Source organism: Mucilaginibacter jinjuensis (assembly GCF_028596025.1).
GTDB classification, from domain to species: domain Bacteria; phylum Bacteroidota; class Bacteroidia; order Sphingobacteriales; family Sphingobacteriaceae; genus Mucilaginibacter; species Mucilaginibacter jinjuensis.
This window is the reverse complement of the sequence record NZ_CP117167.1, coordinates 517,777-531,983: the sequence shown is the minus strand read 5'-3', so window position 1 is coordinate 531,983 and position 14,207 is coordinate 517,777. Positions and strand designations below refer to the sequence as shown.

Sequence of the window (14,207 nt, the reverse complement as noted above, 5' to 3'; positions counted from 1 at the left end):
GAATTAAAGAATAGACAGAATCTTGTTTATCTTAAATTAAAACGGATTCTGGTAATTCTAAAATTCAGTAAATCCTGATTAAAGTTTCTGCTTAACAAAGCGCACAAGACGCTGAATAATATTCCCTTTACGGTTCTTCAAAAAGTGCTTGATAGCTGCATAACCGACTTTGCTTTCTTTAATCTCTAACGGGAATCCCACAACAGGCTTGCGCGAAATATTTACCTGGTACATGTCCTCATTGTTAGAGTGTACACCGGTGCCATCGTGCCCAATATTTTGGATTAAAGAATGTGATGGGTTAAGCGTTAAGCCACCTTTTAGAAAGATAGAAGCATACCAGCGGATAGCCCATGAGTTATTTTTACCGGCTTTAAACTGCTGCATTTGTTTCCAGAAGTTCATGGTGCCATCTATCGAGAAGTCATAGATCTTTTTGGAATCGAATTGCTTCATCAGTTTATCAATATCAGGTTCGAAATTATTCCAGGCGCGTGCCCAGGTTGCCCAGCCCCAGCTGGTAGCTGCACGGTAAAAGAAGGTTGGAGGCAGTTTATCGCCCTTCAGCTCATACATATAAGCGCCGATGTGCATTACCTGCTCTTCGTGCTCGTAACGCTGCAGCGACTCGTTAAAATACTGGAGGGTATAAGGCGAAGAGAGCAGGTCATCTTCAAACACGATCACTTTGCCGTAAGCCTCTACCAGTTGCGAAACACCGTTGATGATAGAAGCTGCTAAGCCCATATTCTCTTTGCGCTTGGTAACTTTTACGTATTTAAAGCCAGATATAGTGGTTAAATACTCGCGTACCTCCTCCACCTTAGCTTCGTCGGCAGGGGTTTTGGCAGCATCAGAAAAAACATAGAGGCGCGACTCGTCAGCCAGCAGGTTTTTCTGCAAATAGGTAATTGTTCGCCGGGTATGGTCGGGGCGGTTATAAACAAACAGCGCAATGGGTGCGAGATTTTGCACGGTACCTTATCCTCTAATCAAAAAACCTTATATCCCCAGGCAGTTATCAGCCTTGTAAAAAACAGAAGTTGATTTTAAGTAAAACAAGCCCGGCGAAATACCACTGAAAGGCAAATGCTTAAAACCCTTGCTTAATAAAAACTCCACACCTGGCTTATAAAAATCACGTTCGCTATCGTCCAAAACAATAACACCGCCTGGCGTTAAAGCATCAACAGCCTGTTTACAGCAGTTTACACGATCGCGGCCATCAACAATAATAATGTCGAATTTCTCCTGCAACTTAATAGGTACACGGCTGTAATCGCCATCCTTTTCCAGTTCGCAGAAGATGATCTCCGAATTAGCAGGGCGGTTTTTCGACATCGTATCGTACCAACCTTTATCGTGCTCGACAGAAACTACAATGCCTGCATATTTAGCGTAAAACATGGTAGAGTTGCCGGAACCATATTCGAAAATAGCCAGCTGCTTATTGATACGGCCTTTGATAAAATCTATAAAACTATAAGTAACCCAGGGAATCGGGTTGCCATCGCCATCAACAGGCTTTTTAGAATCGAAAGATTTAAACCAGCCTATCTCACTAAGATAGCCTTTATCATTAAACGATAATATAGATTTTAACCTGTCTGGCTGCGAAACCAGGTTCAGAATTCTGGATATAGTACTCAACGTTTTACTATTTTTTGAAAAAGTGAAATTAAGAATAATGATTTTAACATCCGCAACCCTTGCTCACGCGTTTGCGGAATAAACACGATAAAAAATGTGGCAATAAAATAGGCGGCCAATGTAGCATAAGCTGCACCTAAAATACCATACCGTGGTAATAACATAATGTTAAGTACAATGTTTACCACTGCACCAACACCTGTACGCAGCATAGATAATTTGGTGTAGCCTTCGGCTATAAGATACTGGCCGCTTGCACTACCCAGAAACACAAATATACCTGCCCATACATGCACTGCTAACACAGGCGCGCCCGACCAAAACTGCGGCTTATAAACCAGATGATATATAATAGAAGAGCCAAAACTCATGATGATAGCAATGCTTAAACTAATTACCACCATTAAATCATACATGTTTTGTAAACGTTTATGGTAACGCTCCATATCTGTTTTTCGTGCGTTCATAATGGCCGGAAATACCGAATTAACAATAGCTACCGGTATAAAATACCAGCTTTCGCTTAAACGGGCTACGGTAGAGTAAATGCCTAATTGTACGCTATCGAGGTAACTGGCAATCATCAGCTGGTCTATTTTCATATATATAGATACCAGCACCGCCGAAAATATTAATGGCCACGAAAGCTTTAACAAATGTTTAGCTATAGCGCTGCTATATTGCCAGCTACCTAACTTATTGTGATTTTTTAAATAGGTAATGAGATATCCAATTGCTATAATAATGGCATCAAACAGCAAAGAATAAATAAACCAAACCAGCGGCAGTTTTAGTACAATAAAACCGAGCTTAATGGCAGCCGATAATAAATTACCGATTACCTGTACATACATAATAGCCCTGCCCTGCACCCTCGACTGAAAAAAGCTATCGATAATATTTACCGATTGCACTACAGATGTAAAGCCAACAATCAGCACATATACAAAGGGAGTATCTATAGTTCTATAATGGTTGATGATAGCGTAAACTGCATAAACCAGGGGTAGGGTAGCAAAACCCGCTATCAACCGCATCCAAAAAGAGGTACCCAGAATTACATCCTTTTTATCAGGATCATTTAACAGTTCACGGGTAACCAAACCATCCAAGCCCAAGGCTGCTATCGCCATAAAAAAGGTTACAATAGCCATTGGGTAATTTAATATCCCAAAAGCTTTTGCACCGAGGTAATTAGAGAGCGCGAAATTATTAATGATTACGCCTATGGCCAAACTGCCAACCCTAGCCAGCATAAGCCAACCTGTATTTTTAAAATACTTTTCGAAAGCTTGCTGATCAAATCCTGGGATACTTGGTATGCGCATATATAAGGGGCAAAGGTATAAAAATGTACAGATTACGCTATTATAGTATACCTTATTGATAGGTTACCTGATACCAGGCCTAAAATATGTTTAATAAATTGCGTTATTTTGCCTTTAGCACTACTTAGTATAATTTCATGTCACAACAAGATACATTAAACAACACTGACTTTACACCTTACCATTCATACTCACAGGATGGTGAAGATATGTTACTTCGTGCTTTATTAGCAGAAGATACAGATAATCATAAAGGTTTCTTTATTGATATTGGTGCCCACCACCCTTTCCGTTTTTCTAACACAGCTTACTTTTATGAAACCGGGTGGAACGGCATTAACATTGAGCCTACCCCATCGGCCATTAAATTATTTCAGCAGCACCGCGAGCGCGATATTAACTTACCCGTAGGTATTGGTGCACAGCGCGATAAACGCACCCTGTATTGCTTTGCAGATTCGGCCCTCAATAGCTTTGATGCTGATGTAGCCGAAAGCTACGGAGCACCGATTATTGAAACAGCCGAAGTGGATATTTTCCCCTTAGCACAAATTTTGGATGAGCACCTTTCATCAGGCCCCGCTATTGATTTTATGAATATTGATGTGGCCGGCTTGGATCTGCAATTATTGGAATCGAACAACTGGGATAAATACCGCCCTAAATTTGTGTTGGTTGAGGATGTAGATAGCGTTGCCGGTAAGGTGGATGCATCTGAAGTACATAGTTTCCTTAACAATAAAGGCTATGAGCTAGTATACAAAACGCCACGTACTTTAATTTATAAAGCAAGATAATTATTTGAAGTATTGGGACTTCGACTAGCAATAGAGCCAAATAAAAAAGGCCTTCTGTAAACAGAAGGCCTTTTTTATTATGTTAGTTCCTAATTATTGGTTAGTGAACTTTTTAGCGTTGATCTTTCTTTCACCTTCGTTCAGATAGATTTTACGCATACGGATACTTTGTGGTGTAACCTCGATGTACTCATCAGCCTGGATATACTCCATTGATTCCTCTAACGAGAATTTAATAGCTGGTGCTATACGTACGTTGGTATCGCTACCAGATGCACGCATGTTGGTTAACTGTTTACCTTTAGTTAAGTTAATAACCAAATCGTTATCACGGATGTGCTCGCCTAAGATCTGACCTTCGTAGATATCAACTCCCGGATCGATGTGGAAACGACCACGATCTTGTAATTTATCGATAGCGAAAGCAGTAGTTTTACCAGTATCCATTGATACCAATACACCGTTAGAGCGGCCTGGGATCTGGCCTTTCCAAGGCTCGTAAGCTTTGAAACGGTGAGCCATAATAGCCTCGCCACCGGTAGCAGTTAATACGTTGTTACGTAAACCGATGATACCACGTGCAGGGATCTCAAACTCTAAGTGTTGCAAGTCGCCTTTTGGTTCCATTACTAACAGGTCGCCTTTACGTTGGGTTACCAATTCAATTACCTTACCGGCAACATCACCTGGTACATCAACTGTTAAAACCTCAACCGGCTCACATTTAACACCGTCAATTTCTTTAACGATAACTTGTGGCTGGCCTACCTGTAACTCATAACCTTCGCGACGCATGGTCTCGATCAATACAGATAAGTGAAGGATACCACGGCCGTATACTAAGTAAGAATCTGGAGATTCGGTCTCAACGATTTTCAACGCTAAGTTTTTCTCCATCTCTTTGTACAAACGATCGCGTAAGTGACGTGAAGTTACAAACTTGCCTTCTTTACCAAAAAACGGTGAAGTGTTAATGGTGAACAGCATGTTCATGGTTGGCTCGTCGATGTGGATAACCTCCAATTGCTCTGGTTTCTCGAAATCAGCGATTGTATCACCGATATCGAAACCATCGATACCAACTACAGCACAAATATCTCCCGATTTAACTTCGGTAGCTTTTACTTTACCTAAACCTTCGAAAGTATAAAGTTCTTTAATTCTTGATTTTTGGATAGTGCCATCGCGTTTTACCAAAGATACCGGCTGGCCTTCTTTGATAGTACCACGGGCAACACGACCGATTGCGATACGACCTACGAAAGACGAATAATCTAACGAAGTGATCTGCATTTGCAATGTACCTTCGCTGATAGGAGCCGGTGGAATGTTTGCTAAAATAGCATCCATTAACGGGAAGATATCAGTAGTAGGCACTTTATAATCTGTGCTCATCCAGCCTTGTTTAGAAGAACCGTAGATAACCGGGAAATCGAGTTGGTCTTCAGTAGCCTCAAGGTTAAAGAACAATTCAAAGATTTGCTCATAAACCTCTTCTGGGCGGCAGTTTTCTTTATCTACCTTGTTTACAACCACAATTGGTTTTAAGCCTAAAGCTAAAGCCTTTTGGGTTACGAAACGGGTTTGAGGCATAGCGCCTTCAAAAGCGTCGCAAAGCAATAATACACCATCAGCCATTTTCAATACACGCTCAACCTCACCACCAAAATCGGCGTGACCAGGGGTATCAATAATGTTGATTTTTACGTCTTTATATTTAACCGAAACGTTTTTAGAAACGATGGTGATACCACGCTCACGCTCCAGGTCATTATTATCCAGGATTAACTCTCCGGTTTCCTGACCATCGCGAAAAATCTCGCAGCTGTGCAGGATCTTGTCAACCAATGTAGTTTTACCGTGGTCAACGTGTGCTATAATAGCTATGTTACGAATTTGATTTTGCATGCAAATATGCCTCTTATATTTTGCGCAAAGGTACGCTTAATTTATTGCATTTTAAAGCATTAACAAGTAATTACAGTGTCAGAAGTGTTATTAGGTAATTTATTAGCCCTTAAGTGTTAAGGATGTGTTAGTTCTAAATTATCATTTACTACACAGCGAGTGTTTTGATTGGAAAATACACACCCCTTATTAAAGTCGATGGTTTATGTACTGCACAATAATTCCCCTCTCGAGAGGGGACGCACAGCTACTGCAACTTGCAGCACCATTCAATGGGGTGTGTTATGATAATATCGCCCTATCCAAAAAATTCGACATAATCGTATTAAACGTAAGCCATAACTTATCAGCATCATTTAATTCTTCCAACATTTGCTGATACCCCTCCTCGCCAAATTCATCAATCACCTGCTGCTTATTATCATCCATTAGCAAACGTTTACCCATTATTTCCGGGCTCATCTCCGGGTGAAACTGTGTAGCTACAAAATAATCATTCAGCCTGATGGCCATTAGCGCACGTGGTAAATGATCGGACCGCTCCCTTTCTATAGCCAATATTTTAGCGCCGATTTTCTCAAACACTTTCATATCCGGATTTACCACCTGCCAACTGCGTGAATCAACAGCATAGAAAGGATTGGATAGATTTTTCAATAAATCGTCATCTTCCAATAGCTCAACGGGCACTATGCCAAACGAAGGAATATTCCGCAACAAGACTTCGCCTAATTTATACCTCCGGCAAAGCAATTGAAATGAATGGCAGATAAATAGCACATGCTTTTTAGGTTTCTGGTTCGAGTTATTATAAGCTTCAATCCCATCAATCAGCTTAAAATAATTTTTATCCCACTCTTCGGCCCCACTAAATGGATTACCAGGGCCACCGCTTGATAGGTAAGCATCAAAATTTAAGTCCGGTAATTCGTTGGCTTCACGCACCTTAAAGATCTGCCAGTTTAGGTTCAGCTTATGCTTCGTTCTATATTTTTCTAATATTTGTTCAAAGCTATTGATAGCCTGGTTGGCAATGCCGTTGTACAAATCCAGTATGGCTATTTTAATTTGGCGTGTAGCGGGCATTTATTGTAAATTCATTTTTGGGTATAATAATATCTTAACACTATTTACGTAACTAATATAATCGTATTTTTGTACCATGGTTCAATCAATCATTATAGCATTACTTTTTGCATCGGCGCTTTTTTACGTGGGCAGGCTTATTTACAGAAGTTTTACCGCAAAAAAAGGCTGTGGCTCAAATTGTAAATGCGGCGTGGATTTTTCCAACATCAAACCTGAATAAGTGTATATTACACTACTTTTTTGTCCATAAAACCTTCATGGCAAAACTTTTAATTTTGTTTAAAGTTTATCCAATTAATGGCTCATAAGCAAATATTTCAATCCGATACCCCAAAACGCTGGAACCGATTTAAATGGTTAAGCCGTGTTATCATTATAGTTCTTGCAAGCGCTGTAGTTGCTGCTGCCATTACTATTACATCAAAACAGTACCCAAGCCTTCCCAATTTAAACCCTGCACCCAAAAAGTTCAGTAAGGAGGAGATGGACAATCTCAAAAAATCTAAAAAGTTTAAAGACTTTAAGATTGAGAAGGCCCAGATAGAAGAGCTTGCCCGTGCCCGCAGGCAACACCAAATTAAACACCCTAACAATAAAGACCGCCTTAACGCAGGTTTTTATCGTCCGTGGGAACCCCAGGCTTATAACTCGCTGCAAGACCATATCGGTAAACTGGATATGGTGGTAACCGAAGGTTTCTCAGTTACACCCAATGCTGATACCATTACAGCCAAAATGGATACTGGCTTGCTTAATATCAATAAGAAGTACCATAAGCCAATTATCGTATCCATAAGCAATTACATTAACTTTAATAATGTAAGCGGCTCTTTCGACAGGGAGGATGTGGTTCGCATTTCTAAGAACAAGCAATTGCGTACTGTTTTTATTAACAGTATTATCAAGAACCTCACCAAATACAATCTTAAAGGTATTAACCTGGCTTTCGACGATATACAAAACCGGAATACACCCGAGTACAATGCCTTTGAACAGGAAATATATAGCTCATTACACGCCAAGGGCTTTTTGGTTACCCAAAACGTTATCCCTGACGATGAGCAATATGACCTGAGAAAGATCCAGAAATTTAACGATTACATCTTCGTTATGGCTTTCGACCAGCATAACGAACAGAGTAATGCAGGCGATATATCAAACCAGCACTGGGTTGAAGAAATACTGGATAAGGTTTGCGCCATTGTACCGAGCGAAAAAATTATCCTTACCGTTGCCGGTGGTGGTTACGATTGGCCAGAGAACAGTATTGGTAAATCTATAGGCTACCAACAGGCTGTTAGTACGGCACAGGAGAACAAGCAGAAAATTGTTTATGATCCTGCTTCGGCCAACTTACATTATAACTATTTTGATAAGGACAGCCTGGAGCACAGTATTTATTTTACCGATGCGGCTACCAACTTTAACGTAATCCGCATGGCGGATGACTGGGCTACCGGTGGTGTTGCCCTTTGGCGCCTGGGTGCCGAGGATCCACGTTTGTGGACCTTCTTCCAAAAGAACTTATCTATCGATTCCCTGCGCAAAACAGGTATTGATGTTAAACGCCTAACCACTGTCGGCTTAAATGATAAGATTGATTATGACGGCGATGGTGAAGTACTCGATCTAATCACTACACCAAAAACAGGCTTGATTGATGTAAAGATGGATACCACCAACTTTGTCATCACCAATCAAAACTACATCCATCTACCTACCAAATATGTGATCCGCCGTTACGGCTATTCACCTAAAAAGGTAGTATTAACCTTTGATGATGGCCCCGACCCTGATTATACGCCGCGTATCCTCGATATTTTAAAGAAAGAAAATGTACCTGCCGCCTTCTTTGTGGTAGGTGTAATGGCCGAAAAAAATATCCAGATCTTAAAACGTGAGTTTGATGAAGGTTATGAAATTGGTAACCATACCTTCTTCCACCCCGATATTTCTACGGTCAGTATTTCACGCGTTAACCTCGAACTTAATGCTACGCGTCGTTTAATAGAATCTGTTACCGGCCGAAGCACCATCTTATTCCGTCCGCCGTTTAATGCCGATGCCGAGCCAACTACTTTGGCTGAGGTTATCCCGGTTGCAGAAAGCCGCAGGCAAAACTATATCAACATTGGCGAATCTATCGACCCATGGGATTGGCAGCCCGGCGTAACTGCCGATAGCATTATTGCCCGTACCATTCGTTATCACGATAAGGGCTCGATGATATTACTGCATGATGCCGGTGGCGATACCCGCGAAGAGACAGTAAAGGCCTTGCCGGAGATTATCCACTACTTTAAATCGCACGGCTATCAGTTTACTACCATTGCCGATATATTGCACAAAAGCAAGGACGATTTGATGCCGCCAATTAAGGATGAAGCTAACAGCGGTATTACAGGCAGTTTGTACAACATATTTATTGTAGGTTACTTTCTGGGTAACTGGTTTATCATGTACCTGTTCTTCTCGGCTATATTCCTGGCTATTGGCCGTATCGTACTAATTGGCGTATTGGCATTAAGGCAATATAGCGAGGATAAGAAAACAACCCCGGCACGTTTAGCCAATCCTGTTTTACATCCGGTAAGTATTATTGTGCCGGCTTATAACGAGGAGGTAACGGCTATAAAAACGATCGAAAGTTTACTAAAACTGGAGTATCCTTTACTGGAGATCATATTTGTTGATGACGGATCGAAAGATGCAACCTTCGCTGTGGTTGATGCTGCTTATGGGAACCATCCGCTGGTTAAAGTATTAACCAAACCTAACGGCGGTAAAGCATCTGCGCTGAACTTTGGTATCGAGCGCTCGAGTCACGATTTTTTGGTTTGTATTGATGCCGATACCCAACTTAAGAATGATGCGATCTTTCACCTCATGACCTATTTTACCGATGATGAAATAGGAGCTGTGGCAGGTACCGTTAAAGTGGGTAACGAAACCAATATGATTACCATCTGGCAATCTATCGAGTACACTACAGCCCAAAATATGGATCGCCGCGCATTTGATTTGCTGAATAGTATTACTGTAGTACCCGGCGCTATCGGGGCATTCCGCAAAGAGGCCATATTTAAAGCGGGTGGCTTTACTTATGATACCTTGGCAGAGGATTGCGACTTAACTATGCGCATTCTGAAACAGGGTTATATTGTTAGAAACTGTGCTGAAGCCATTGCTTATACCGAAGCCCCTGAGAAACTGGATGCACTATTGAAACAACGTTTCCGCTGGAGCTTTGGCGTAATTCAGAGTTTCTGGAAAAACCGGGATGCCTTGTTCAATAAAAAATATAAATTCTTCGGTATGGTGGGTATGCCTAATATCCTCATCTTCCAGATCGTGTTACCGCTGTTTTCTCCTTTGGCCGATCTTTTAATGATCATCGGTTTATTCAGCGACAAGCCTGGCAAGATACTTTTCTATTACGTGGCCTTCATTGTGATAGATTGTATTGTGGCCGCCATTGCCTTCTGGATGGAAAAAGAAGACTACAAGAAATTGATTTACATTATACCACAGCGTTTCATCTGGCGCCAGCTGATGTATTACGTACTATTTAAATCTATGCGTAAAGCTGTAAAAGGCGAACTGAGCGGATGGGGTGTACTTAAACGTACCGGTAATGTGAGCGTAAAACAAGAAAGTACCACTAAGGAGTAATCCCGTGGTACTTTCTTTCTATATTCTTTAAATCAAAATTTACTTTTCTATCAGGCAAACGGCATAAGCCACTACGCCTTCTTCGCGGCCAATAAAGCCAAGTTTTTCATTAGTGGTAGCTTTGATGGAGATATCATCCTCATCAATGCCTGCAGCCTTGGCTATGTTAATTTTCATAGCCGGCACGTGCGGGTTAATCTTGGGTGCTTCGAGGCATATCATGGCATCGATGTTGCCAATACTAAAGCCTTTTTCTTTCAACAAAACAACAACGTGCTCCAGCAAAACCAAACTGCTTATACCTCTCCAGCGTTCGTCGGTATTAGAGAAATGGAAACCAATATCGCGTAGGTTTGCTGCACCTAATAACGCATCACATATCGCATGCAACAATACATCAGCATCCGAATGGCCATACGCTCCCGAATGATGTTCTAATTGAACGCCACCTACCACAAAAGGGTGGTTTTCTTTGAGCTGATGTACATCAAACCCAAAACCTACACGAATTTTACTCATTTATTTTTTGGTTTACCCGATTCAAAATTGATCAATACCGAAAAACGTAAGGTATTAGCCAACGGACTTTTTTGCTGGCTGGCAGCCAAATATGCAAAGTCGATATCGAAAATATCATATTTAAGGCCCGCACCAAGTGTTAGATACTGGCGGTCGCCCTTGCTGGGGTTTTCGTAAAAGTAACCCGCACGTAGCGCAAATTGCTTGTTGTACCAGTATTCAACACCTGGTGAGTAACTGATTTCTTTCAGTTCCTCGCTGAAACCTCCAGGTGCATCGCCAAAAGAACCGAAAATAGCAGCCGGCACAGATTTATCTCCCGAAGTTATATTGCCGCTGGCATCATAAGTAGTGGTTGGCACTAGCAGTTTATTAATATCAAGCGTAAATGTAAACTGGCTATATTCATCAATATTGAGGGTATTGGCAGCACCTATTTTTAGGTTGGTAGGTAAATAAAGATTCTGGCCGCCCGAAGTGTAGCTGATCTTAGGCCCTATATTAGAAATATTAACACCAAATGCAAAAAGTGATGGTTTACCAAACTCTTCACCAGGATGCTGATAAAATGCCGAAACATCGGCAGCTATATCATTCACCGGCTCAATTTGCTGGCCCTCTGACGAGGTACCATTATATAAACTTGAGTGAATATATCGCATAGTTACACCAAGCGAAAATTCTTTGCCAAACTTGCGGGCAAAAGACCCGTCGATAGAAAACTCATTCGGCGTATATGTACCAAGCGACTGCTGATTTCTGTCCGTTAGTTCAATAGAGCCGAAATTTAAATATCTAAGTGAGGTACCTATGGTATTTCTATCGTCTAATTTATGCGCATAAGAAAGGTAAGATAAACTTACATCCGGAACCAACTTACGTAACCAGGGGCTATATGAAAGCGATAAGCTATTATTATTCTCTAAAAAAGCCAGTTTAGATGGGTTCCAGAAATTGGCATTTACATCCGGCGAAAGCGCTACCCCGGCATCACCCATAGCTCCTGAGCGCGAATCTGGTGTAATATTTAAAAATGGGACCCCAGTTACGATAGCCCCGCTATTACTACCATTAGTGTTTGTGCCGCCTGGGCCAATAACTTGAGCTAAAGTAAGAGAGGGTAATAATACACTTACAATTAATGTAATACCCTTTATATTGTACAATAAAAGCTTCTTCAAAGTTTAATTTTATATGGAGCCATTCAAGACAATATTATTGTTATTCTGCCAGTTTAACAATAACTATAAAAAGTTATTACAACACTTTTACATAAATAATTGTAACTCAAGAGCTACTTTACCGTAAAAAGCTCAATAATGGGACTTTTTTTTTGAACGTATGTCAATAAATTTGCTTAATAGATATTTAAAAAATAATTATATTTACATTCTGAATAACTACATGTACAATATGAACAGAAATTTTACCCGGTGTGCGTTTATGATTGTGGGATTGGGAGCAATGCTAACGAGCTGTAGCAAGCATCCGCAATCCGCGAAGACCGGCATGAAATACAACGATAAATACAATGGAGGTTTCCAGGTATTTAAGAAAACCCACCCAGCCCCAGGCCCGGGTTTAGTACCGATTGAAGGTGGAACTTTTGTTTTGGGAGGCAGTGCCGACCAGGATGTTAGCTTTGATTACAACAACATTCGCCGTCGTGTAACTGTTCCTTCATTTTATATGGATGATACCGAAGTTGCTAACGTTGACTGGCTGGAGTACCTGCACTGGTTAAACATCAACTATCCGGGCGATAGAGAATTATATTACAATGCATTGCCGGACACCCTGGTTTGGCGTAAACCATTATCATACAACGAACCTTACGTTGATAACTATTTAAGGCACCCTGCGTTTCAGGATTACCCTGTTGTAGGTGTTACCTGGGACCAGGCACAAGAGTATTGCACCTGGCGTACAGATCGTATGAATGAAAACATTCTGCGCGAATCTGGCCAGTTAGCTACCTGGAAAGATGCTGCTACCGGTGGTAAAGGCGGCAAAGGCAAAGCTGCGGGTGCTACAACAGCTGCTGCCGGCGGAAGCAAAGAGCCATTTAACACTGATATTTACTTAAACGGCCAGATTAAAGGCCCGGGTATTGATGGTAAACACATGATGCCGGATCTTAACCCTAATGCCAAACCAACTGACGGCAAAAAAGGCAAACCAACCCGTACTGTAGGTATGGAAGATGGTATCCTGAAACAAGCTTACCGCTTACCATCAGAAGCTGAGTGGGAATATGCAGCTTTAGGCCTTGTTGGTAATACCGAAAACGAAAATATCACCGACGGTAAAATGTACCCTTGGAATGGCATGGGCTTGCGCTCGCCTAAAAAGAGAACCCGTGGTTTAATGATGGCCAACTTTAAACGTGGCGATGGTGATAACATGGGTGTTGGTGGTTATTTAAATGACAAGGCAGATATTACTGCACCTGTTAGATCTTTCGTACCTAACGATTTCGGTTTGTTTAACATGGCTGGTAACGTTAACGAGTGGACTGCCGATACTTATCGCCAGTTATCATTTGAGGATGTTGACGACTTTAATCCATTCCGCGGTAACGAATACAAAGACAAACGTATGGCTGACCCTGAAAAAGGTTTATTAGCCAAAGATAAATACGGCCGCCCTATTAAAGACCCTGCTAAAGCAGCCAAGAAACAAAAATGGAGCGAACTAACTGTTGCGCAACAACAAGCTGCAACGGTTAACAATGCCAACGCAACACCTGCAAATGGTGCGGCTTTACCAGCTGGTATTGCAACTAACCCTGCTACCCCAACAACTGCTACTGTAGCAACAACCCCGGGTGCTCCTGGTACTCCTGCTGATGTTATTAAAGCAGGTGGTAAGCCTTACACTGCAGATCAGCGCGGTTTCGAAGATTCAACCAGCACTGTATTATATGGCGTAACTACTTTAGTTAACGACCACTCTAAGGTGTACAAAGGTGGTTCATGGAACGATAGGGCAATGTGGTTAAACCCAGCTACCCGTCGCTTTATGGATCAGGATGATGCCAGTGCAGAAGTTGGTTTCCGTTGCGCAATGACCATGGTTGGTGCAACTGAGATTCACCCTGACAGCCGCCCTCACTTTGTTGAGCGTAAGCCAAAACCTTACAAAGCAAAAGCTAAGTAAAGCTAACAGTATATAATAGGAAAGGCCTTTCAAATGAAAGGCCTTTTTTGTTTACTCTTCAATCGTCATTGCGAGGTACGAAGCA

General features: G+C 41.5%; 11 protein-coding genes. 4 read left to right on the top strand and 7 right to left on the bottom strand.

What is annotated here, in order from left to right:
* Positions 1-78: 78 nt before the first annotated feature.
* Genes PQO05_RS02480 through PQO05_RS02470 form a run of 3 tightly spaced genes read right to left on the bottom strand, consistent with a single transcriptional unit; the run spans position 79 to position 2,978 of the window.
* Positions 79-975, bottom strand: coding sequence for a glycosyltransferase family protein (locus PQO05_RS02480; RefSeq protein WP_273631070.1), 897 nt, complete (start codon positions 973-975; stop codon positions 79-81).
* 27 nt (positions 976-1,002) lie between these two features.
* Positions 1,003-1,650 carry a class I SAM-dependent methyltransferase gene (locus tag PQO05_RS02475; RefSeq protein ID WP_273631069.1) on the bottom strand — a complete coding sequence of 216 codons (648 nt, stop codon included), beginning with the start codon at positions 1,648-1,650 and terminating at the stop codon, positions 1,003-1,005.
* The gene (locus tag PQO05_RS02470) at positions 1,647-2,978 is read right to left on the bottom strand and encodes a flippase (RefSeq protein ID WP_273631068.1); all 1,332 of its coding nucleotides are present in this window, start codon (positions 2,976-2,978) and stop codon (positions 1,647-1,649) included. Before PQO05_RS02470 ends, PQO05_RS02475 begins: the two co-directional genes overlap by 4 nt.
* A gap of 137 nt (positions 2,979-3,115) precedes the next feature.
* On the opposite strand from PQO05_RS02470, the gene PQO05_RS02465 reads away from it, so the two are divergent.
* On the top strand, positions 3,116-3,775 hold the full coding sequence (locus PQO05_RS02465; RefSeq protein WP_273631066.1) for an FkbM family methyltransferase: 660 nt from the start codon (positions 3,116-3,118) through the stop codon (positions 3,773-3,775).
* A gap of 93 nt (positions 3,776-3,868) precedes the next feature.
* Here PQO05_RS02465 and typA read toward each other — a convergent pair whose 3' ends face one another.
* Positions 3,869-5,683, bottom strand: coding sequence for a translational GTPase TypA (typA, locus tag PQO05_RS02460; RefSeq protein ID WP_273631064.1), 1,815 nt, complete (start codon positions 5,681-5,683; stop codon positions 3,869-3,871).
* Between the two features lie 282 nt (positions 5,684-5,965).
* Complete coding sequence (locus PQO05_RS02455; RefSeq protein WP_273631062.1) at positions 5,966-6,769, bottom strand: type 1 glutamine amidotransferase; 804 nt, start codon at positions 6,767-6,769, stop codon at positions 5,966-5,968.
* A gap of 76 nt (positions 6,770-6,845) precedes the next feature.
* Between PQO05_RS02455 and PQO05_RS02450 the strand changes: the two genes are divergently transcribed.
* Entirely contained in the window at positions 6,846-6,992 is a 147-nt protein-coding gene (locus tag PQO05_RS02450; RefSeq protein WP_273631059.1) for a FeoB-associated Cys-rich membrane protein, read from the top strand.
* Between the two features lie 77 nt (positions 6,993-7,069).
* Positions 7,070-10,444, top strand: coding sequence for a trifunctional glycoside hydrolase family 18/polysaccharide deacetylase/glycosyltransferase family 2 protein (locus PQO05_RS02445; RefSeq protein ID WP_273631057.1), 3,375 nt, complete (start codon positions 7,070-7,072; stop codon positions 10,442-10,444).
* A gap of 39 nt (positions 10,445-10,483) precedes the next feature.
* On the opposite strand, the gene ispF is transcribed toward PQO05_RS02445, so the two are convergent.
* Both ispF and porV read right to left on the bottom strand, forming a co-directional pair.
* Positions 10,484-10,963 (bottom strand): 2-C-methyl-D-erythritol 2,4-cyclodiphosphate synthase, encoded by a 480-nt coding sequence (gene ispF, locus PQO05_RS02440; protein ID WP_174311981.1) that lies wholly within the window; start codon positions 10,961-10,963, stop codon positions 10,484-10,486.
* Positions 10,960-12,144: a type IX secretion system outer membrane channel protein PorV gene (gene porV / locus PQO05_RS02435; protein WP_273631053.1), complete on the bottom strand. Its 1,185-nt coding sequence runs from the start codon at positions 12,142-12,144 to the stop codon at positions 10,960-10,962. Before porV ends, ispF begins: the two co-directional genes overlap by 4 nt.
* Positions 12,145-12,376: 232 nt before the next feature.
* Between porV and PQO05_RS02430 the strand changes: the two genes are divergently transcribed.
* Positions 12,377-14,122, top strand: coding sequence for an SUMF1/EgtB/PvdO family nonheme iron enzyme (locus PQO05_RS02430; protein WP_273631052.1), 1,746 nt, complete (start codon positions 12,377-12,379; stop codon positions 14,120-14,122).
* The last annotated feature ends 85 nt before the right edge of the window (positions 14,123-14,207 follow it).

Coding starts and splice junctions, on each gene's coding strand:
- PQO05_RS02465 (WP_273631066.1), top strand. CDS start 3,116: ATGTCACAACAAGATACATTAAACAACACTGACTTTACACCTTACCAT.
- ispF (WP_174311981.1), bottom strand. CDS start 10,963: ATGAGTAAAATTCGTGTAGGTTTTGGGTTTGATGTACATCAGCTCAAA.
- PQO05_RS02470 (WP_273631068.1), bottom strand. CDS start 2,978: ATGCGCATACCAAGTATCCCAGGATTTGATCAGCAAGCTTTCGAAAAG.
- PQO05_RS02445 (WP_273631057.1), top strand. CDS start 7,070: ATGGCTCATAAGCAAATATTTCAATCCGATACCCCAAAACGCTGGAAC.
- PQO05_RS02455 (WP_273631062.1), bottom strand. CDS start 6,769: ATGCCCGCTACACGCCAAATTAAAATAGCCATACTGGATTTGTACAAC.
- typA (WP_273631064.1), bottom strand. CDS start 5,683: ATGCAAAATCAAATTCGTAACATAGCTATTATAGCACACGTTGACCAC.
- PQO05_RS02430 (WP_273631052.1), top strand. CDS start 12,377: ATGAACAGAAATTTTACCCGGTGTGCGTTTATGATTGTGGGATTGGGA.
- PQO05_RS02450 (WP_273631059.1), top strand. CDS start 6,846: ATGGTTCAATCAATCATTATAGCATTACTTTTTGCATCGGCGCTTTTT.